Here is a 19,985-nt window from a genome sequence, read left to right on the forward strand (position 1 = left end):
GACCCTTTCCGGACTCTCCTCGGGTGCCCTGCATCCGATGGAAACAACGACTGGAATCAGGACAGAATTCCCAACCCGACGCTCGATTTTTCTGATCATGCAGTATCCTACCCGGCCACAGGAGGGGGAACGGTGTTCACCGAGCGTGCAGAGGTGCAGGTCAGGCCGGGAGTCGAGGACGACCTCGAGGCCCTCACGGCCCTCTACAACCACTACGTGCGTGAGACGGCGATCACGTTCGACACGGTGATCTTCACCCCTCCGGAGCGCCGCTCGTGGCTGCTCTCCCACCCTGAAGACGGGCCGCACCGCCTGAGGGTTGCCACGGAGCCGCGGACCGGGCGCATCCTGGGCTACGCCACGTCCGGCCCGTTCCGCGCGAAGCCCGCGTACGCGACCTCCGTCGAGACGACGGTGTACGTCGCCCCCGACGCCGGCGGGCGCGGCATCGGCTCCCTGCTCTATGAGGCCCTCTTCGCCGCACTGGCGGGCGAGGACCTGCACCGGGCCTACGCCGGTGTCGCGCTGCCGAACGAGGCGTCCGTCCGGCTGCACGAGCGCTTCGGGTTCCAGCACGTCGGCACGTACCGCGAGGTGGGCCGCAAGTTCGGCCGGTACTGGGACGTGGCCTGGTACGAGAAGCCGCTGTAGCGGCGCCACACCGAGGCGCCGGGGTCTCATCCAGGGTGCCGGGGCCTCACCGAGGTGCCGGGGCCCTCACCGAGGCGCCGGGGTCACACCGAGGCGCCGGGGGGCGGGTCAGCCGAACTGCACCGACCGCTTCGCCAGGCCCATCCAGAACCCGTCGATCACCGACTGGTGCGCGTCCAGCTCACCGGCGGCGTCCGCCGCGCCCATGGTCACGAACAGCGGGGCGAAGTGCTCGGTGCGCGGATGGGCCAGCGTCCCGGCCGGCGACTTGCGGGTGAAGTCCAGCAGCGCGTCCACGTCCCGGCTCTCCAGGGCCCGCCGGCCCCAGTCGTCGAACTCCGCCGACCAGGCCGGGATGCCGCCCTGCCGGAGCGCCGCGAGGTTGTGGGTGAAGAAGCCGGAGCCGACGATCAGGACTCCCTCGTCGCGCAGCGGGGCGAGGCGGCGGCCGATCTCCATGAGCCGGACCGGGTCCAGCGTCGGCATGGACACCTGAAGCACCGGGATGTCGGCCTCCGGGTACATCTCGACCAGCGGGACGTAGGCGCCGTGGTCGAGGCCGCGGTCGGGGACATCCTGGACGGGGGTGCCGGGGGCGCGCAGCAGCTTGCGTACGGACTCGGCGAGCTGCGGTGCGCCGGGCGCGGCGTAGGTCACCTCGTAGTAGTGCTGCGGGAAGCCCCAGAAGTCGTAGACGAGCGGGACGGTGTCGGTCGCGCCGAGGGCGAGCGGGGCCTCCTCCCAGTGGGCGGAGACGACGAGGATCGCCCGGGGGCGCGGCAGGCGGGCGGACCAGGCGGCCAGTTCGCCGGGCCAGACCGGGTCGTCGGCCAGGGGCGGGGCACCGTGACTGAGGTAGAGAGCGGGCATGCGCTCCCCGATGGCGGCGGACATGCTGCGGCTCCTTCCGGGGACCTGTTACTTGAAAACTGTAAGACACACTTGTTTAAAGTTCAAGGAGAGTCCGCGTACAGTGGAGCACATGAAGGCACCCGCATCCGCACCGTCGCCGGGCTCCGCCGCGGAGCCCCTGGAACCGCGCTGGCTCACCGACGAGGAGCAGCACGTGTGGCGGTCGTTCATGGAGGGCGTCACCCTCCTCGACGACCATCTCGACCGTCAGCTCCAGCGCGACGCGGGCATGCCGCACGTCTACTACGGCCTGCTGGTCAAGCTCGGCGAGTCACCGCGGCGGCGGCTGCGGATGACCGAGCTGGCGAGACTGGCGAAGATCACCCGCTCCCGCCTCTCGCACGCGATCGCGCGACTGGAGAAGAGCGGCTGGGTGCGCCGCGAGGACTGCCCCGACGACAAGCGCGGCCAGTTCGCCGTCCTCACCGAGGAGGGCTACGAGGTGCTGCGGCAGACCGCGCCGGGCCATGTCGAGGCCGTACGCCAGGCGGTCTTCGACCGGCTCTCCCCGCAACAGCAGAAGTCCCTCGGCGAGATCATGCGGATCATCGCCGAGGGACTCCAGCCGGCCGAAGCGGGTGCGGACCTGCCCTGGCTCCGCTGAGCCGGGGCAGATCCGGATTGCCGCGGGTACGAGGCGTCCCCTTCCCCGTACCCGCGAAACGGCCCGAAGGTGGGCGCCGCCGTCAGTGGGCGACGACCGGGATCTGCACCTCGTCCGCCGCGCCCTCGCCGGCGCCGGTCGCCGGGGTCATGTTCGGACGGCCGGCGTTGACGAGCGTCAGGGCGATCGCGGCGGCCACCACCAGGATGCCGACCGCGAACCAGATGGCGCTGGTGTAGCCCTGCACCTGGCCCTCCAGCTGGACCAGCTGCTGCTGGGACCGGCTGGTGGCGCCGACGATGTGGTCGGCGATGTACGAGGTGGTCGCCGAGGCGGCGATGGTGTTCAGCAGGGCCGTGCCGATCGCGCCGCCCACCTGCTGCGAGGTGTTGACCATCGCGGAGGCGACACCGGCGTCCCGCGGCTCGACACCCTGGGTCGCCAGCGACATGGCCGGCATGAACGCCGTACCCATGCCGAGGCCGAGCAGCAGCATCGCCGGCAGCAGCAGTGCCGCGTACGAGGAGCCGATCTCCAGCTGGGTCAGCAGCAGCATGCCGAGCGCGGCGACCAGGAAGCCGGGGCCCATCAGCAGGCGCGGGGCGACCCGGGTCATCAGGCGGGTGCCGATCTGCGTCGAGCCCGTGATCATGCCCGCGATCATCGGCAGGAACGCGAACCCGGTCTTGACCGGCGAGTAGCCCTTCACGATCTGCAGGTAGTAGGTCAGGAAGAGGAACAGGCCGAACATCGCGATGATCGCGAGACCGAGGGAGAGGTAGATGCCCCCGCGGTTGCGCTCGGTGACCACGCGCAGCGGCAGCAGCGGGGCCTTGACCTTGGACTCGACGACCACGAAGGCCAGCAGCAGCACGGCCGAGGCCACGAACATGCCCACGGTCACGGCGTCGCTCCAGCCGTCGGACTCGGCGCGGGTGAAGCCGTAGACCAGGGCGACCAGGCCGAGGGTGGACAGGACCACGCCGGGGATGTCGAGCGGGGAGCGGTTGCGGCCGCCCTTGGGCTCACGGATGACGAAGTAGGCACCGGCCGCGGCGACGACGGCGAACGGGATGTTCACGAAGAACGTCCAGCGCCAGTCCAGGTACTCGGTGAGGAAACCGCCGAGGATCAGGCCGACGGCACCGCCACCACCGGCGATGGCGCCGTAGATGCCGAAGGCCTTGGCGCGCTCCTTGGCGTCGGTGAACATCACGGCGAGCAGGGAGAGCGCGGCGGGCGCGAGCAGGGCGCCGAAGACACCCTGGAGGGCGCGGGCGCCGAACATCATCGCCTCGTTGGTCGCGGCGCCGCCGAGCGCGGAGGCCGCGGCGAAGCCGCCCAGTCCGACCACGAAGGCCTTCTTGCGGCCCCACAGGTCGGCTATCCGGCCGCCGAACAGGAGCAGACCGCCGAAGGCGAGGGCGTAGGCCGTGACGACCCACTGCCGGTTGCCGTCGGAGATGCCGAGGTCCTGCTGGGCGGAGGGCAGGGCGATGTTCACGATGGTGGCGTCCAGGACGACCATCAGCTGGGCGAGCGCGATGAAGACGAGCGCCTTCCAGCGACCGGGATCCGGTTCGTCCGGTACGGCCGGGATGACGCGGGCCTTGGAGGCTGTTTCAGACATGGGGGTACCCACTTCGGGACTTCGTGACGGAAAAGTGCGACGAAAGGTGACGGCTCGCCCGGTGCGGCGGCCGCTGGGACTGTCGCCTGGTCTACAGACGGGTGGAAAGGGCGGAACTAATCGGTCAGGGGCGGCGCAGGTCCTCCAGGGTGGCGGCGGTGCCCGGCAGGACGGAACGGGCGGGAGCCCGCAGCCCGTCCAGGAACAGCTGGAGATGACGGTGGACGAAACGGTCGGCGCGGAAGCAGTCCGTACCGGCCGGGGGCCTGCTGAGCTGGGCCACGCCGATCATGACGTCCCCGACGTCCACGTCGGAGCGCAGCTGACCGGCCTCCCGGGCCCGGTTCATGACCTCCTCGATCTGCCGCTCGACGCGCTCGCGCGCGGCCTCCAGGTCCGGGTGGTGCTGATCGAACGTGCTGGAGACCATCGGGCAGAGCGCGCTGATCCGCTCGTCCGCGGCGGCGTGCACGAACCGCTCCAGCGCCTCGAACGCGTCGCCGGTCTCGGCGAGCGCGGACTCGGCCGCCGCGATCGTGCGGTCCATGACGGAGCAGACGACCTCGCGGACGAGGGCGTCGCGGTCGGGGAAGTGGCGGTACACCGTGGCGTTGCCGACGCCGGCCCGGCGGGCGATCTCGTCGAGCGGCACCTCGGGGCCGTGCTCGACGAACATCTCCCGGGCGGCGGTGACGATCCGCTCCCGGTTGCGCAGGGCGTCGGCACGGGGCCGGGGCGCCTTGCGCTGTGCGGGGGTGGCGGTCTGCACGGTGCCCTCCTGTGGCAAGGGGTTGATGATCCGGGGAGAGGCTCCCCGTTTCAGTCGGACACATGGCTAAACGGGGAGTGGGTCCCCGGTATTTCCCGAACGCGGGAACTTTATATGTGACCTGGGTCACATCTTGGAGATGGGCGGAGGGGGCCGCACAGCCGGAGCGATGGGGACTGACAGGGCCGAGTACCCGGGAGCCCTCCCCCGCAAGCCGACGTCCGCCGACGGTCCGGGCTACTCGCGGGAAACCCACGATCGGTCTCGTCCAGCGGGCGACCCCGCACACGGCGCCGCAGGGTGAGCGCAAGGGTGCAGCCGGAGACGGGAGGCTGCCGTGGCGCGGGAGGTCCCTTGCAGGTCCCTGGCACGCAGCCACAGCCGCAGCCGCGGCCCCGGCGCCCCCGAACGAGCAACGCGGGGCCGCCCGGCCACCGCATACGCCGACGCGGCGGCGAGGACGACGGCGAACAGGTGGGCGGCGGCATATCCCGGCGGGGGGAGAGCAGCGGGCACGCGCCCCGAGGCACCGGCACGGGCGGCCACGGCAAAGGTGCCAACGGCGAGGGTGGCAACGGCAAGGGTGCCCACGACAAGGGCGGCCAGGACGAGGGCGGTCCCGGCACAGGCGGCCGCGGCGAGGGCGGTCCCGGCACGGGCGGCCGCGGCGAGGGCGGTCCCGGCAAGGGCGGCCACGGCGAGGGCGGTCCCGGCACAGGCGGCCACGACAAGGGCGGCTGCGACGGGGGCGGCCACGACGACGGGGGTCCCGGCAAGGGCGGCCACAACGAAGGCGGTCCCGAACCGCTCGCCGGCCGCCGCCGCCGCATACCCCGGCGGCGCCTGGCCGCGCTGGCCTGCGTCACCGCACTGACCTTCACGGTGAGCACGTCGGCCGGATCGGGGCGCCTGGCCCCCGACGCCATGACGGCGGGAGCGGCCCCGACCACCCTGTCCCGCACGCCCGCGCACGCCCCCTGCCTGATCCGCCCGGCCCGCGAGGTCCAGATGTCCGAGGGCATCCCGACGTCGGCCGGCTACGCCCGCTCCACCGGCACCGTGCGCGCACTCACGCTGATGATCGACTTCTCGGACGCCCCCGGCGAGGGCCGGGCCCTGGACCGCTACCGGGAGTTCTTCCCGCAGACCACGGAGTGGTTCCGCACCAGTTCCTACGGCCGCCTCGACTACCGCCCCGAGACCCCCATATCCGACTGGCTGCGGATGCCGAAGTCCTTCCACGACTACGGCATAGAGCGCGGGGCCCCCTTCGAGCCCGGCTACCGCGCGCTGGTCCAGGACCTCGTCGCCGCGGCCGACCCGCAGGTGGACTTCGGCCGCTACGACCTGCTGAACGTCCTGGTCACCCCCAACGCGGGCCCCTCCGCCCTGGACACCGTCCTGTCCGTCACGTTCGCCGGCAACACCGAGGCCCCGCAGGCCGACGGGGTCCCCGTCGCCAACGCCTCGTTCGTCTACTCGCGCCAGGACGACGGATCGGGCTCCTACGACCGCACCGGCTACCGCGTGCTCCCCCACGAGAACGGCCATGTCTTCGGCCTGCCCGACCTCTACACCGCCGAGGGCGGGGGCGCGGTCGGCCACTGGGACATCATGAGCGAGGACTGGGGGGCCAACAACGACTTCCTCGGCTGGCACAAGTGGAAACTGGGCTGGCTGGACGCGTCCCAGGTGCACTGCGCGGCCGCCGCCGGCACGACGGAGTTCACCCTCACGCCCCTCTCGCAGGCGGGCGGCCCCAAGCTGATCTTCCTCCCCGTCGACGGCAGGACCGGCTACGCCGTGGAGGTCCGCACGCGCGCCGGCAACGACGAGGCGGTGTGCCGGCCGGGCGTACTGATCTACGAGGTCGACGCGGAGGTCGACACGGGCATGGGCCCGGTCACGGTCCACGACGCCCGCCGCGACAGCGGCGGCTGCGTCCGCTCCCCGAACGTCCACGCCGAGCTGTCCGATGCCCCGTACACCCCCGGCGAGACGTTCCGCGACGCACGAAGCGGGGTGGAGGTGCAGGTCACCGGGGAGGGCCCGGAGGGCGGTTACCGGGTCAGGGTGACGCGGGGCGCCCGCACGGGCACGGGAAGCCCACCGGGCGTGGCAAGGGGCACCGCCCCCCTTCTCTCCCCCGCCCCGACCCCCCACCGTCCCGACCCGCATCCGGTACGCTGACGCCTGTGGTCTTCCGGACCACACGACTGCCTTCGTAGCTCAGGGGATAGAGCACCGCTCTCCTAAAGCGGGTGTCGCAGGTTCGAATCCTGCCGGGGGCACCAGCCAGAAGGCCCCGGACCGATCATGGTCCGGGGCCTTTGACATCCACTTCTGACATCAACGGGGACGGGACGGGGTACGTCCGGCGTGACGAAAGATGAGGCCCTCGATCAGTTGAGGCAGCTTGCACGGGCTCAGGCACTCGGACGTCACGTCGGCTCGGACCGATTGATCCAAGCTGGCCTTGACGCTCTTCTGGCCGATGTCGATGCACCGTCGCTTGCCCTCCTGGCGGGCCTGGGCCGTCGTGAGGAGCATGAGGCACGGGAGCTGTTCGACCACGTCGTCGACGGGCTGGGGTTGGGTTTCGAGGCGCCCGCAGACCCGATCGCCGCCAAATGGGCACTGGCCTACTGGTTGGCCGCTCAGATCGTTGACGGCTCCCTGGACCCGGCGACTGGTGCCGACCTCATATGGGTCGAAGCAGCCATGGAACTCGACTATCCCGACCGTTTGCAGCCGATCGTCGAGTGCGCCATCCAACTGGCCGATTGGAACGCCGATTGGAGCACTCCGCTGGAACAGCTCAAGGAAAAGGTAGTTTTCGCCGCTCGCGCGTTTGTTGAGAGCGGAGAGCCCGGGACCGGCCTCTGAGAAGCCACGAAGGCCCCGGGACTGCCACGGCCCGGGGCTCCTCGTCCCATATGGGGGATAACGACGGTGGTCAGCCCGAATCGGGACGCCTTCTCAGCAGCCGGTGCATGTGGCTCATAACCTCTCGCTACGTGTCCTGCACGACGTGCGCGTACACGTCCGTGGTGATGCTGATCTGCGAGTGGCCCAGGATCTACATCACCAAGCGGGCTCCTGACGTCGGCCGACGTCAGGAGCGTCGCCGTGCCGTGCCGGGCGTCGTGCAGCCGGACCCCCCGGAGGACAGAGGACCTGGCTATGCGGGTGAAAGAACGGTAGATGTTCCGCGGCTCGACCGGGCGCCCGGTCCGGGTGGTGAAGACGTAGTCCGGCTCTCGCCAGGTCTTCCCTGTCTTCGCTCGCGCCGCTCCGGGTGACGCCCCGGAGCAGTCCGGCCCGGTGGACCGCCACCTGCCGCATCCGCTGCTGACGCAGCAGCGCGATGCACGCGTGAGCGTGGCTGTACGAAGAGCGCGCCGAGACCCGCAGAGCCCTAATGCGCTCAGAGCCTTGCACGATGACCATCACCGATGCCGGCGTCTGCATCCCTTCAGCGATCCAGCCAGTGCCTGCCCTTCACACACCGGCAGGACACCGAACCTCCAACGTCGCACCGAGCTTCGAGCCTCACCGCACAGACTGAGTTGCAGCTCTCTCTACTGGTTCAAGGCGGCTCGCTCGGCTCACCGCACGCGGCCCAACCTCCAGCCGGGCCTGCGCTCCCGCCTTCGTCCCGCTCCAGCCCAAATCGCTCCGCCGGCCTTGGGAGAAAAGGCACCGCTCGGGGCTTGGGCCCCATACAATGTCCAGACAATCCGAACACTGCCCTGGGGGGACTCGAATGTCCACGAAGAGCGAGATCCGTAAAAGCGACATTGCAGCACTCGCGTCTCGGGTCAACAAGAAAGCGTATGACAAGTACCTCCGACGCCTCAGAATGGTCAAGCTACGTGGATTTTCCAACCGAGAGGTAACATTCGACTTCCCTGTAACTGCACTCGTAGGGCCAAATGGGTCAGGAAAGACTACGATTCTCGGCGCAGCCGCTCTAATTCACCGCAAGGTTCTACCTCGACAGTTCTTCGCGAAGAGCGGCAAGTACGACGACAGCATGAAGAATTGGAGGGTCGAGTACGAGATCCTCGACAAACGCGAACAGAGCAGCACAACCATCAGCCGAACCGCCAGCTACTTGAAGGCTAAGTGGAACCGTGACGCCGTCGAGAGGGACGTCCTGACCTTTGGCGTAAGTCGAACCCTTCCGGCAAGTGAGCGTAAGGAGCTTTCCAAATTCATTGGCGGTAGCTTCGAAGGATTCTCGGAAGAGGAACTCACAGAGCCAGTAATCGAAGCAGTGGAGTCGATTCTCGGCAAGGATGCCGGAAGTTACCTACGTGTCAGCGCAAGCAGCGGCGACCTATCCATCTTCGCATCCTTGCCATCGCAGGATGGTGCGGGTTACTCAGAGTTTCACTTCGGCGCAGGCGAAGCCAGCGTGATTCGCATTGTCTCACAGATTGAGTCAAGCGCAGATAACGCCCTGATCTTGATTGAAGAGATCGAGAACGGGCTGCACCCTGTAGCCACCAGGCGACTCGTTGAATATCTCATCAAGGTAGCCAAGCGGAAGTCGTGCCAAGTCATTTTCACGACTCACTCCAACGACGCCCTTTTCCCTCTGCCGAATGAAGCTGTCTGGGTTGCTTATCGTGGAGAGGTTAAGCAAGGAAAGCTTGACGTAGCGTCATTGCGCGCACTGACGGGGCAGATCAACGCGCGACTTGCAGTTTTCACAGAGGACCGCTTCGGCGAAATGGTCGCAGACATCACCCTCCGTGCCTACTGTCAGAAGCACGGAATTGACCGTTCAGGAATCGAAGTGCATAAGTTGGGTGGAGCCGCCCCTGCGCGAGATCACACCCGATTCCACAATTCAAGCCCTGCTCGCCGATTCTTCGCCATCGCACTTATTGACGGTGACAAGCGGACCGAATCTGGATTTGAGCCACAGAAGCTCAACTTGCCAGACGAAGCCGTAAACGACGAAAGCAACCCGAACTCAGATGACCTGCTCTTCATTCCAGGGGAAGATTCACCTGAGGCTTACATCATAGACCGAATCCTGGAGGGATTTGATTCCATCCCCAACCTACTGGGCAAACTTGCAATCTCGCTGCACCTAGACACATTCATGCAGGAACGAGTGCGAGAAGTTGTAACGCAGCGCGCCTACACTAACCACGATCGACACAATATCTTCGCTCAAATCGGGGAAGACCTTGACTTTCTAAGCGAAGACCTCGTGCAGCGTGCCTTCATCACGACCTGGTCGTATGCCTACCCAGACGACGTAGACCTGATCTGGAATCCTGCCGGCGACCTCCTGCGCCTGAAGTAGGCGGGAAGGCGTGCGGGTCCTCAACAGGTCCCGCACGACAACCGCACCAGAACGCACACGGAGTAGCGAGGATTAGCGGTATGCGCCCGCACCGCTGATGAGCCAACTCCGGCCGTTGGTTTAGATGAGCGCACCATTCCCGCTACGATCGCAGGTTCCTTAGTAGGGGGCCCGTCCACCGTCCTCGCGGCGTCTGCCGTCACCGCTTGCTCTGGTCGACGGGACAAACTTGTAGCGTGGCTGAAGCCGATGAGGGGTGGATCGAGACATACGCGTCCTGCCAGTTCCTTCAGCGGCAGAGCTCCATGATGGTGGCGTCGAAGTCTGGGAACTCCTGCCTCGCCTCCTCGAGGACTACAGCCGCCGGCTGTTTGCGGTCAGCGGCGAATCGTTCGGCTACGGCCGTCAGTTCCGGGTTGTGCTGCGGAGTCCACTCCGGCTCGTACGACGTGGCCGCCTCCCAGGGTCCGTAGCCGTCGGCCAGCAGCCACAAGAACGCCCCCAAGTCGCCCGCCAGGACGCCGGTTTCCCCCTCGGAGCCGAGGAAGATTACGGGCTGGTCGGTGAGCGGGCGGTTGGGGCGGACGAGCCAGAAGGCTGCCTGGCCTCCCGAGCCGTCCTGTCCGAAGACGCGGAAATTGTCGCCGTCCACATCCTCATTGCCTGTCCACGAGCGGAACCAGTCGGTGGTCTCCTCGGCCGACAGGAAAGCGGGGAACGCCTCGAAGTCGACGCCGCTGCCGTCGTCGTAGGCGAAGGCGCGTGCCAAAGCAGCTGCAAGGGCTTCGGGGAACTCCTGGTCATGGGTAGGCGTCACACCCGCAGGCTAGCGAGCCGCACTGTCACTGAGACCGCCGCTCCTACGCAGCTCCGCCTGGCCCTCGGGGCACGACGGCCAGTTGGGCGTGCCGCAGCCGTGCAGAATCTTGCTCCCCGGCGGATAGCCACACCCCCCTCACCCCGTCGTGATCGTTCGAGAAGGGGAGGGTCGATGAAGGGCTCTGAGCTTGAGGAGTTCCGGGAGTTCGTGGCGATGCGGTCGACCGCGCTGCTGCGGCTCGCGGTGCTGTTGACCGGAGGGGATCGGCATGCCGCCGAGGATCTGCTGCAGATCGCGTTGATGAAGGTGTACGGGCGATGGGCGCGCATCGAGCAGCATGAGGCGTACGTCCGGCAGGTCATGTACCGCCAGCAGGTCAACCGCTGGCGGCTGCGCAGGCATCGCGCCGAGACGACGGTGCCCGTGCTGCCCGATGTCGCGACGGACGCCGACGCCGACGCGGGCTCCGAAGTGCGGATCGCCCTCTGGGCGGCGCTCGGGCGTCTGAGCAAGCGGCAGCGGGCCGTGGTCGTGCTGCGGTACTTCGAGGACCTCCCCGAGGGCGAGGTCGCGGCGCTGCTGGGGTGCCCGGTCGGGACGGTGCGCAGCACGGCACACCGGTCGCTCGCCAAACTCCGCGCCCTGGTGCCGGAACTCGGTCCCGAAGGGCCCGGGCAGCAAGTGCAGCCCGGGCAGTCCGGGCAGTCCGGGCAGCAAATGCAGTCGCTCAGCTACACGCCGAAGGAGGTCCGGGGATGACCACGGAGCAGGTGGAGGCGAAGGTCCGGGAGACGCTGCACGCGGTCGACCTGGACGGGGTGCGGGCGCCCGGCGATCTGGTCGAGCGGGTGGTGCGGCGGCGCGGCCGGCGGCGCTTCTCGCAGGCCGCGGGAGCGACGGTCGCCGTCGCCGCGATCGCGGCCGGGGCGGTGTTCGGGCTGGGGGACGGTGGCGCGGGCGGGCGGGAACGGCCCGCGCGCCCGGCTGCCACGCGGCCGGCGACTCCCCCCGACGGCTGGAAGCCCTGGCAGGGGGAGATCCGGGGAGCGGGTGAGCGGGGCTGTCTGGTCGACGGTGGCGCGCTGTACTGCGCCGGGTCGCGGTACGACGTGGCGAAGTTCGACGCCGGCACCGGGAAGCGCCAGTGGACCGTCGCGGTCAACCGCGAGGGCGGCGGGATCGATCACCCCTTCGCGGCGCGCGAAGGGGTCGTCTACGCCTACCGGAATCACACTGCGGAGAACCTGCCGGACGGCGACTACGCGGGCGGCACCGATCTCATGGCCGTGGCCGCCGGGAGCGGTGAGGTGCTGTGGAAGGCCGAGATGCCCCAGGACGACCGGACGGGGCAGGCCGCCCTCCTGATCGACGGCGCGGTGCTGGCCAACACACCGACCATCCGGACCATGTCGGCTCTGGATCCGCATACCGGTGCGGAGAAGTGGCGGTTCAGCTGGGCCAAGGGGACGGTGTGCGAGCGGGCCGCGGTGACCGGGGTGCCCCATCTGCTGTGCACGCGGGACACCGAGGAGCCCCACGACACGGACGTCCTCCGGCTCGATCCGGCAACAGGACGCGCCACGAAGGTGACGACCCTGGACGGCAGGGCGGATCTCGTCGGCACCTCGGGGGGCCGGATGGTGCTGCTCGCGTCGAAGGGCGGGGCCGGGAAGAACCTGCGGCTGATCACCGTCAGCGGGTCCGGGAAGCAGACCTCGTGGCCCTACCGGGTGGGGCCGCTCGCGGCGCTGGAGGTCGCCGGTGACCGCGTGGTCTCGCTGTCGCGGCAGGGCGCAGCCTCGGTCTTCTCCCTGTCCGCGGGCAGGAGCCTGTGGACGCGCCCCGCGGGTGTGGAGGTGCCGGGGCCGGACGCGTTCGCACAGGCCGTGTTCCCCGTGGTGTCGGAGCGGCAGGGTGTCGTGTACTTCGCCGACGACACCGGGGACCTCTCCGCGCTGGATCTGCTGACGGGTGAGCGGGTGTGGCGCGGCCACGCCGACATCGGGACGCCGGGTCCGGGTTCGGCCGGCTCGCCTCAACTCCTGCTCCACGAGGATGCGCTGATCGTCCGGAACGGTCAGCGGATCGTGTCGCTGCTGCCGCGGACCGGGGGGTGACGGGAGGGGTGGGGCGGTAGGGGCCTCAGGCGCCGCCGTGCCTCCCGGATGGGGTGGGGTCAGCCGCGTGCTGCCACGTGGTACGCGGACCCCCACAGGACCGACGCGCACGCGACCCCTCGATCGCCTTGAGGATCTCGGTGCGCGATATGTCCGCGAGTGCCATGCGGGAACCCTAGCGGGCTGGTTGGGGGGCGTACCTGAGTACGCGTGCTCATGACCGCGGGCGGGGTGGGCGGTGAGGCTGGGGGCATGAGGACACGGGGAATGGTTGCTGCCGGGGTCGCGGTCGTGGGTCTGGTTCCTGTTGCTGCTTGGGGGTTGACGGGGCGGCAGGACTACGAGGGGTTGCCTGCCGGTGAGCTCGACTACGCGTTCCAGCCCTGGGGGGTGGGGGACGGGGTGGCCGCGGTCGTCGGGGGAATCGCCCTGGTGGGGGTCGCGGCCGGTGCGGTGGTGCTGGTGCGGGGTGTTCGGCGGGGTGTGCTGGATCCGCGCTGGTGGAGTGTCGTCGGGCCGCTCGTGGTCGTCGGGCTCATGGCCGGGGTGGGGTGGCGGGTGCTGACGGCGGGGGTCGTCGGGGCGAACATCGGGGCCGGGTTGCTCCTCGTTCTCGGTGCGCCGGTCGCCGCCGGGTTGGTGGTGTGGGCCGTGGCGCGGGGCGTGTGGCTGATCGCCGGGCGGCGCGGGGGTGGCGTCGCCTCGCCGGGGGTGTAGCGCGGCGTGTGGGTGAGGGCCGGGGGGGGCGTGTGCGGTTGCGGCGCGGTGGGGGCTGGTCGCGCAGTTCCCCGCGCCCCTGAGTGGGTGTCGTTCGCGGCGTTCCCTCGTCGCGGCCCCCTGCCGATGCGCAGTTCCCCGCGCCCCTGAGTCGGTGTCGTTCGCGGCGTTCCATCCTCCCGGCCCCTCTGACCATGCGCAGTTCCCCGCGCCCCTGAGTGGGGGTCGTTCTCGGCGTTCCCTCGTCGCGGCCTCCACGCCGGTAGTCGGGTCTGTCACCCGTCCGGGGTGGTCCGAGGGAACGTGCCTGGTCTCCCGTTGGATAATCACGGCATGTCCGACCCCGACGACGCCCCCGAGCCCTGTCTTCGGCTCGTCGGTGACGTGCTGGCTGTCGGGGAGGCGTACGGGCTCGTCCTGGCCGGGGGGTACGGGATGGTCGCCCACGGGCTCGCCGCGCGCGGTGGGCCGGAGGTGGGTCTCGCCACCGAGCATCCCGCCGGGATGGACGAGATCGCCGGTGCCGTACGGACCGGGCTCGTGGCGCGTGGCTGGCTCGTGCGGACGCTGGAGGGCGATCCGCTGGCCGCCGGCTTCCTCGCGACGGACGCGGCGACCGGGCGGGAGTGCGGGGTCTCCCTGCGCAAGGAAGTGCTCTGGCGCCCTCCCGTGACCTCCGACCTGGGACCGGCGCTGTCGCCGGAGGACCTCGTCGGCATCCGGGTGCGCGACCTGGCCGATCAGGGACTCGCCCGCGACCTCGTGCACGTCCACGCCGTCTCCTCACGCTGGAGCCATCCCGAGCTCGAGGAGCTCGCCCGCCGGCACGCCCCGGACTCCTTCGACCTGACCGACCTCCAGGCCCGGCTCACCGGCACGGACTGGCTCGACGACCGGGCCTTCGTCGCCGAGGGTGTCGAGCCCGGGAGCGTCGCCGGGCTGCGTCGCTGGGCCCAGGAGTGGGCCGACGACATCGCCGAACGCCTCATCGAGGGGGAGGCCCCCGACGACGGCGGCGCGGAGGGCGGTGCCCCCGGGGACCGGTTCGGCGACCGAGCGTGACGGCGCCCGATCCTGCCCGACCGATCGTGTCCGCCCGGCCCCGCTACCACCCCGCACCGCTACCACCCCGCCCCGCCACCGCCCGGCACCGCCACCGGCCGCCGCCGTACCCGTCCGTCCGCCGCCATGAGCAGCAGCGTCACGGCTGCCGAGGCCGCGGCCATCGCGGTCATCGCCCCGGCGGGGGAGGTCAGTTGGGCCACCGAGCCGGCCAGTGCCGCCGCCACGCCCTGCATCGTGAGCATGCCGGCGGAGTGCAGCCCGAGCGCGTGGCCCGTCATGTCGTCGGGGGTCAGCTCCACCAGGCGTTCCTGCTGGACCAGGCCGGCGCCGAAACCGGCCGAGGCCAGGGTCACGGCGGCGGCCGCCAGGGGCAGGGGCGGCAGCAGCAGGAACGGCACGTACGGCAGGGCCAGGAGCAGCAGGAGGGGGAAGCCGAGGCGCCGGCGCAGGGCCGGCGGCAGCAGGCGGCCCACCAGGACGTCTCCGGCCAGCATGCCGAGCGCGGCGCAGGCGAACAGCGTGCCGGCGGCCTCCGGCGCGTAGGAGACGTACAGGGACTCGCAGCCCACGACGAGGCCGTTGGGGATCCACAGGGCGAGGTAGACCTGGCGGCGCTGCGGGGACGACCACAGCAGGGCGTTGGCCCGCCAGGTCGCCCGCACCGAGGGGCGGCCCGTGGTCCGGGGCGGACGGACGGTCAGGCCGAGGCGGAGGGTCGCGGCCGCCGCGAGGTACAGGCCGGCGGCCACCAGCAGGGACGCCCTCGGGGACAGCAGGGCCACGAGGGTGCCGCCGGTGGCGTACCCGGCGATCTGCATGACGCCGCTCATCATGTTGAACACCGACCGGCCGAGCAGGTAGCCGTCCTTGGTGAGGATCTCGTTCAGCAGGCCCCAGCGCACTCCCCCGCCGACGGACTCCGCCAGTCCCCTGGCCAGGACGATCGCGAACAGCGCCGCGACGGACAGCCCCGGCAGGGCCAGGGCCGCCGTGGCGGCGGCGAACAGCAGGGCCAGGGAGGTCAGGGCGGCGCGCGGGGGCAGGCGGTCGGCGGCGGAGAGCAGGAACGTCGCGCCCAGCACCTGCACCAGCGACGAACCGAACATGCTCACCGCGGACAGCAGGGGCGATCCGGTGGCGCGGTACACCAGGGTGCCCAGGGCGAGTCCGGCCATGGTCTGGGCGACGGTCTGCGCCGACGCGGCGACGAAGAAGGGGGTGAACTCAGGGGTGCGGAACAGTTCGCGGTAACTGCGCATGCCCGGAGTCTCCGGGCGGCCCACGGGGCGGGGTTAATGTTTCGCGCACACGCGAAACGTCGAGGACGTGGCCGGGAGGGCGCCCGTGGGCTGGTGGCAGATCAACGCCGACACCCTGGCCGGCAGCCGGTTCGTGATCTCCCCGTTCGCCGAGGTCTTCGCAAGCCTGCGCCTGCTGCACGGGGCGCGGGCCGCGCACCCCGGCGAGCGCGGCTGGCTCGACGCCCATCTGCCGGCCTACCGCGCGCGCCTGGCGCGGGACCCGGTGACCGCGCGGCTCGTCGGGGCCGGTATCGGGACGGAGTGGACGGCCGACTTCCTGGCCCCCACGCCCTGCGACGGCGAGACCTTCGAGCAGGCGGTGGCGCGGGTGCGGGCGGCCTGCCCGCGGGCGGCCCGCACCGATCTGACCGTGTCCCTGCGCGGCCCGGTGCCCCCCGTCCTGGACCGGGACGATCTGCCCGCGCGGGCCGCGGATCTGCTCACGTACGTCTGGGAGACGGCCGTGCGCCCGTACTGGCCGCACCGCCGGCGGATCCTCCAGGCCGATGTGGTGGCCCGGACCGCTCAGGTCAGCAGGGGCGGCTGGGCGTCCGCCCTGGACACCCTGCGGCCGGGCACGCGCTGGCTCGGCGAGAACCGGCTCCAGGTCAACGCCCACGAGTACCCGCCGCGTGAGATCTCCGGCGCGGAGCTGGTGTTCGTGCCGATCACCGTCCAGCGCGTCGGCTGGGTGTCGTGGGAGGGCACGGACCGCTACGCGCTGGTCTACCCGTGTGCCGGGGCGCTCGCCGACCCCGGGGGCAGACCCGTGCCCGCGAGTCTCGGCGCGCTGCTCGGCACCGCCCGCGCCGGGGTGCTGATCCGGCTCGCCTCGCCGCTGAGCACCAGCCAGCTGGTGGCGGTGACCGGGCAGGGGCTCGGCTCGGTCGGCCGGCATCTGCGGGTGCTGCTGGACGCGGGGCTGGTGGAGCGGACGCGGGCGGGCCGGTCGGTGCTGTACGCGCGGACCGCGGCCGGGCAGACCCTGGTGGAGGCCCAGAACCGGGCCCGTCACCGGCCGGAGCTAGGGTCTGCTCCATGACGACTTCCCCTGCTTCTTCCGCTGCTTCCTCCCCTCTCGACGTCGAGATCGGCGCCCTCCAGGGCGGCTCGGCCGACCTGTCCCAGTACGCGGGCCGTGCGGTGCTCGTGGTGAACGTGGCCTCCAAGTGCGGTCTGACCCCGCAGTACGCCGGACTGGAGCGGCTGCAGGAGCGGTACGCCGGGCGCGGCTTCACCGTCCTCGGTGTGCCCTGCAACCAGTTCCTCGGGCAGGAGCCCGGCAACTCCGAGGAGATCGCCGAGTTCTGCTCGGCGACGTACGGGGTGACCTTCCCGATGACGGAGAAGGTCGAGGTCAACGGCGACGGGCGGCACCCGCTGTACGAGCGCCTGACCGGCTTCGCCGACGCCGAGGGGCACAGCGGGGACATCCGCTGGAACTTCGAGAAGTTCCTCGTCGGCCGGGACGGGCAGGTCGTGGCCCGCTTCTCGCCGCAGACGGAACCGGAGTCGCCGGAGCTGGTCGCGGCCGTCGAGGCCCAGCTGGCCTGACGCCCGCGGTGCCGCCCGTGCGGCGCCAACCGCCCGGTACCGCCCGTGCGGCGCCTCCCGCCCGGTGCCGCCCGTGCGGTGCCTCCCACCCGGTGGTGATCGCCCGGTGCCGGCCGGGCCGCTTGACCTTGCCCCTGGGGCAGGCCGCAGCGTCCTCCTCGTCGGGCGGAACGGCCGCCCGATGACGGAGGATGCGGTCGTGGACGTACCGGACGGGGAGCTGCTGACCATCGGCGCGTTCGCCGCGCGGGCCCGGCTGTCGCCCAAGGCCCTGCGGCTGTACGACCGGCTGGGCCTGCTGTCCCCGGCGCACGTGGACGAGGTCACCGGCTACCGCTACTACCGGGCCGGGCAGGTCGAACAGGCCCGGCTGGTGGCGATGCTGCGGCAGCTGGACATGCCGCTCGCCCGGATCGCCGAGGTGCTCGCGACGGGCGGCGGCCCCGCGGCGGCGGACCTGCTCGGTGCCTACTGGGCGGACGTCGAGGCGCGACGCGCCGGTCAGCGGACGCTCGCCGCGTACCTCCGTGGACGGCTGTCGGGAAGGAATCCCGGTATGGACGGGAAGTTCGCGGTGGAGACGGTGGACGTGCCGGCCCAGGTGGTGATCACCGAGAAGCGGCACACGCTGGCGGACGAGCTGCCGGCGTGGATCGGTGCGGCGCTGGGCCGCCTGGAGGAGGCGGCCCGGGAGTGCGGAGGCGTGACGGGCGTGCCGTACGTCGCCTACCACGCCGAGGTGTCCATGGAGAGCGACGGCCCGGCCGAGGCGTGCGTACCGGTCGCCGACGAGGCGGCCGCCCGCCGGTGGGCCGAGCGGCACGGGCGGACCTGGGAGACGGCGGTACGGGTGGAGCCCGCCGGGCGGCTGGCGTACACCAGGATCACCAAGGCGCAGGTGGCGCACCCGCAGATCCTGGCCGCCTTCGAGGCGGTGGAGGAGTGGATCGCGGCGCGGGGACTCGCCCCGGCCGGTCCGTGCCGGGAGCTGTACTTCGCGGACTGGACGGCGGCAGGGCCCGAGGACCTGGTGTGCGACGTGGCGTTCCCGGTGCGCTGAGGGATCTCCGGTTCTCCGGACTTCCCGTCGCCCGCGGGCACAAGCGGAGCCCTCTCGGCTAGGACGGCGATACTGGTCGAGAGGGCCCGATCGGTGGTGCTTGTGCTGTTGTCGTGCCGCGGCTCAGGCCTTGACCGACGCCACGAAGGCGCTCCACGCGTCGGCGGGGAACGCCAGCTTGGGGCCCTCGGGGATCTTGGTGTCCCCGAGCTCCAGGGCCTCTTCGACGGTCGACCTGACCATCACGCAGGCGCCGTTGTTGTTGGTGTAGGAGGACGTCGTCCACGTTTCCGTGGCGCCCAGACGAATAGCCATGATCGCTCCGTAGCCAGTTGCGTTTACGCCAACCCGTGCTGGTGGTTGGCGTGATCGACGCTACTCGCCCGCCTCATCGTTCGGCGCAGCCATTCACTCGACCGGATGGCATATTCCAGTGGAGACTTCCAGTCGGCCGTGTCAGAGGTGTAGCATCCGGCGGCCCGTCCGGCGGACGGTCGTCCTCCGGTGCCGCTCAGCGCGCGTAGTCCTTGGCCAGACGCTCGATGAGCTGCCGGGACTGGTCCACGTTCAGGGCCTGGGCGCGCAGGTGCTCGTACATCACCGTGTACTTCTGCACGTCGAGCGGCTTCTCCAGGTACAGGTCGCTGGTGACGCCCTCGATGTAGACGACGCTGGAGTCGGCCGCGTCGGCGAACTCCAGGATGGAGTACTGGCCGTTGATGCCCGCGTGGGCGCCGACCTCGAACGGCAGGACCTGCACGGTGATGTGGGGCAGCTGCGACATCTCGATGAGGTGCTCCAGCTGTTCGCGCATCACCGGGCGGCTGCCGACGACCCGGTGCAGGGACGCCTCGTCCAGCACCACCCACAGCCGCAGCGGCTCCGTCTCGGCGGTGATACGTCCCTGCCGGCGCAGCCGGACCTCGACGCGCTTGTCGTGGTCCGCGTCCGACGCCTCGGGCGACCCGCCCCGGATGATGGCCTCGGCGTACGCGCGGGTCTGCAACAGGCCCGTGATGATCTGGGGTTCGTAGACCCGGAGCGACTCGGCGTCCGTCTCCAGGCCGATGTAGACGCTGTACGGGATGTCCCCGAACGCGTGCCACCAGCCCTGCTGGCGCGAGTCCTTGGCCATCTGCATCAGCGACTCGACGATGCGCTGGTCCTCGACCTCGTAGACCCCGCACAGGTCGCGCACGTCGCGCTGGCTGATGCTGCGCCGCCCGTTCTCCAGCCGGCTGATCTTCGACTGGGACACCAGCAGTCGCTCGGCGACCTCTTCGGCCGTCATGCCCTTGAGCTCCCGGAGCCTGCGGAGCTCCTGGCCGAGCCGGCGCCTCCTGACGGTGGGATTGACATTGGACGCCACGGGACGTGCACCTCCGGCTGCGTGCCTCTACTTTGCGTATCTGCTGTTGAGCAGACTGCCACCAAGGTGCTCGCCACCGCTGGGAAACGGTGG

Annotated in this window: 18 protein-coding genes, 1 tRNA gene and 2 pseudogenes; 13 read left to right on the plus strand and 8 right to left on the minus strand. The window is 70.5% G+C overall.

Annotated elements, in window-relative coordinates:
* The first annotated feature begins 132 nt into the window (after positions 1-132).
* Positions 133-651: a GNAT family N-acetyltransferase gene (locus ACZ6ZN_RS26725; RefSeq protein ID WP_469650120.1), complete on the plus strand. Its 519-nt coding sequence runs from the start codon at positions 133-135 to the stop codon at positions 649-651.
* 108 nt (positions 652-759) lie between these two features.
* On the opposite strand, the gene ACZ6ZN_RS26730 is transcribed toward ACZ6ZN_RS26725, so the two are convergent.
* A complete protein-coding gene (locus ACZ6ZN_RS26730) occupies positions 760-1,545 on the minus strand; it encodes a dioxygenase family protein (RefSeq protein WP_469650123.1) in 786 nt (261 codons plus the stop codon).
* 88 nt (positions 1,546-1,633) lie between these two features.
* On the opposite strand from ACZ6ZN_RS26730, the gene ACZ6ZN_RS26735 reads away from it, so the two are divergent.
* Positions 1,634-2,167, plus strand: coding sequence for a MarR family winged helix-turn-helix transcriptional regulator (locus ACZ6ZN_RS26735; protein ID WP_469650125.1), 534 nt, complete (start codon positions 1,634-1,636; stop codon positions 2,165-2,167).
* Positions 2,168-2,249: 82 nt separating this feature from the next.
* Here ACZ6ZN_RS26735 and ACZ6ZN_RS26740 read toward each other — a convergent pair whose 3' ends face one another.
* Together ACZ6ZN_RS26740 and ACZ6ZN_RS26745 are read right to left on the minus strand one after the other, a co-directional pair.
* Entirely contained in the window at positions 2,250-3,797 is a 1,548-nt protein-coding gene (locus ACZ6ZN_RS26740; protein ID WP_469650128.1) for an MFS transporter, read from the minus strand.
* Positions 3,798-3,921: 124 nt separating this feature from the next.
* Entirely contained in the window at positions 3,922-4,566 is a 645-nt protein-coding gene (locus tag ACZ6ZN_RS26745) for a TetR/AcrR family transcriptional regulator (RefSeq protein ID WP_369194532.1), read from the minus strand.
* Positions 4,567-5,409: 843 nt separating this feature from the next.
* On the opposite strand from ACZ6ZN_RS26745, the pseudogene ACZ6ZN_RS26750 reads away from it, so the two are divergent.
* From ACZ6ZN_RS26750 to ACZ6ZN_RS26760, 3 genes and pseudogenes are all read left to right on the plus strand, one after another.
* A pseudogene (locus tag ACZ6ZN_RS26750) lies at positions 5,410-6,648 on the plus strand (M6 family metalloprotease domain-containing protein); the annotation flags it as partial.
* A 136-nt stretch (positions 6,649-6,784) separates the two neighbouring features.
* Positions 6,785-6,860: transfer RNA gene (locus ACZ6ZN_RS26755), tRNA-Arg, on the plus strand.
* A gap of 85 nt (positions 6,861-6,945) precedes the next feature.
* Entirely contained in the window at positions 6,946-7,452 is a 507-nt protein-coding gene (locus ACZ6ZN_RS26760; protein WP_469650131.1) for a hypothetical protein, read from the plus strand.
* Between the two features lie 127 nt (positions 7,453-7,579).
* Here ACZ6ZN_RS26760 and ACZ6ZN_RS26765 read toward each other — a convergent pair.
* A pseudogene (locus tag ACZ6ZN_RS26765) lies at positions 7,580-7,859 on the minus strand (tyrosine-type recombinase/integrase); the annotation flags it as partial.
* A 473-nt stretch (positions 7,860-8,332) separates the two neighbouring features.
* On the opposite strand from ACZ6ZN_RS26765, the gene ACZ6ZN_RS26770 reads away from it, so the two are divergent.
* Positions 8,333-9,889, plus strand: coding sequence for an ATP-dependent nuclease (locus ACZ6ZN_RS26770; protein WP_469650133.1), 1,557 nt, complete (start codon positions 8,333-8,335; stop codon positions 9,887-9,889).
* A 289-nt stretch (positions 9,890-10,178) separates the two neighbouring features.
* Here the strand turns inward: ACZ6ZN_RS26770 and ACZ6ZN_RS26775 are convergent, their stop codons facing one another.
* Complete coding sequence (locus tag ACZ6ZN_RS26775; protein ID WP_469650135.1) at positions 10,179-10,706, minus strand: SMI1/KNR4 family protein; 528 nt, start codon at positions 10,704-10,706, stop codon at positions 10,179-10,181.
* A gap of 174 nt (positions 10,707-10,880) precedes the next feature.
* Between ACZ6ZN_RS26775 and ACZ6ZN_RS26780 the strand changes: the two genes are divergently transcribed.
* From ACZ6ZN_RS26780 to ACZ6ZN_RS26795, 4 genes are all read left to right on the plus strand, one after another.
* The gene (locus ACZ6ZN_RS26780) at positions 10,881-11,468 is read left to right on the plus strand and encodes a SigE family RNA polymerase sigma factor (RefSeq protein ID WP_469650136.1); all 588 of its coding nucleotides are present in this window, start codon (positions 10,881-10,883) and stop codon (positions 11,466-11,468) included.
* Complete coding sequence (locus ACZ6ZN_RS26785) at positions 11,465-12,826, plus strand: outer membrane protein assembly factor BamB family protein (protein ID WP_469650139.1); 1,362 nt, start codon at positions 11,465-11,467, stop codon at positions 12,824-12,826. The genes ACZ6ZN_RS26780 and ACZ6ZN_RS26785 overlap by 4 nt, the downstream gene beginning before the upstream one ends.
* A gap of 252 nt (positions 12,827-13,078) precedes the next feature.
* Complete coding sequence (locus ACZ6ZN_RS26790; protein WP_469650141.1) at positions 13,079-13,543, plus strand: hypothetical protein; 465 nt, start codon at positions 13,079-13,081, stop codon at positions 13,541-13,543.
* Between the two features lie 333 nt (positions 13,544-13,876).
* Positions 13,877-14,605 (plus strand): hypothetical protein, encoded by a 729-nt coding sequence (locus ACZ6ZN_RS26795; RefSeq protein WP_469650144.1) that lies wholly within the window; start codon positions 13,877-13,879, stop codon positions 14,603-14,605.
* Between the two features lie 59 nt (positions 14,606-14,664).
* Here ACZ6ZN_RS26795 and ACZ6ZN_RS26800 read toward each other — a convergent pair whose 3' ends face one another.
* The gene (locus ACZ6ZN_RS26800; protein ID WP_469650146.1) at positions 14,665-15,867 is read right to left on the minus strand and encodes an MFS transporter; all 1,203 of its coding nucleotides are present in this window, start codon (positions 15,865-15,867) and stop codon (positions 14,665-14,667) included.
* A gap of 85 nt (positions 15,868-15,952) precedes the next feature.
* Between ACZ6ZN_RS26800 and ACZ6ZN_RS26805 the strand changes: the two genes are divergently transcribed.
* From ACZ6ZN_RS26805 to ACZ6ZN_RS26815, 3 genes are all read left to right on the plus strand, one after another.
* The gene (locus tag ACZ6ZN_RS26805) at positions 15,953-16,951 is read left to right on the plus strand and encodes an ArsR/SmtB family transcription factor (RefSeq protein ID WP_469650498.1); all 999 of its coding nucleotides are present in this window, start codon (positions 15,953-15,955) and stop codon (positions 16,949-16,951) included.
* A complete protein-coding gene (locus ACZ6ZN_RS26810) occupies positions 16,948-17,463 on the plus strand; it encodes a glutathione peroxidase (protein WP_451876687.1) in 516 nt (171 codons plus the stop codon). Before ACZ6ZN_RS26805 ends, ACZ6ZN_RS26810 begins: the two co-directional genes overlap by 4 nt.
* 181 nt (positions 17,464-17,644) lie before the next feature.
* Positions 17,645-18,523, plus strand: a complete 879-nt coding sequence (locus ACZ6ZN_RS26815) for a MerR family transcriptional regulator (protein ID WP_469650149.1) — start codon at positions 17,645-17,647, stop codon at positions 18,521-18,523.
* A gap of 123 nt (positions 18,524-18,646) precedes the next feature.
* Here the strand turns inward: ACZ6ZN_RS26815 and ACZ6ZN_RS26820 are convergent, their stop codons facing one another.
* Positions 18,647-18,838 carry a DUF397 domain-containing protein gene (locus ACZ6ZN_RS26820; RefSeq protein ID WP_010035575.1) on the minus strand — a complete coding sequence of 64 codons (192 nt, stop codon included), beginning with the start codon at positions 18,836-18,838 and terminating at the stop codon, positions 18,647-18,649.
* Between the two features lie 196 nt (positions 18,839-19,034).
* Positions 19,035-19,892, minus strand: a complete 858-nt coding sequence (locus ACZ6ZN_RS26825) for a helix-turn-helix domain-containing protein (RefSeq protein ID WP_398111007.1) — start codon at positions 19,890-19,892, stop codon at positions 19,035-19,037.
* Between the last annotated feature and the right edge of the window lie 93 nt (positions 19,893-19,985).

This window comes from Streptomyces sp. NPDC053665 (assembly GCF_055585285.1).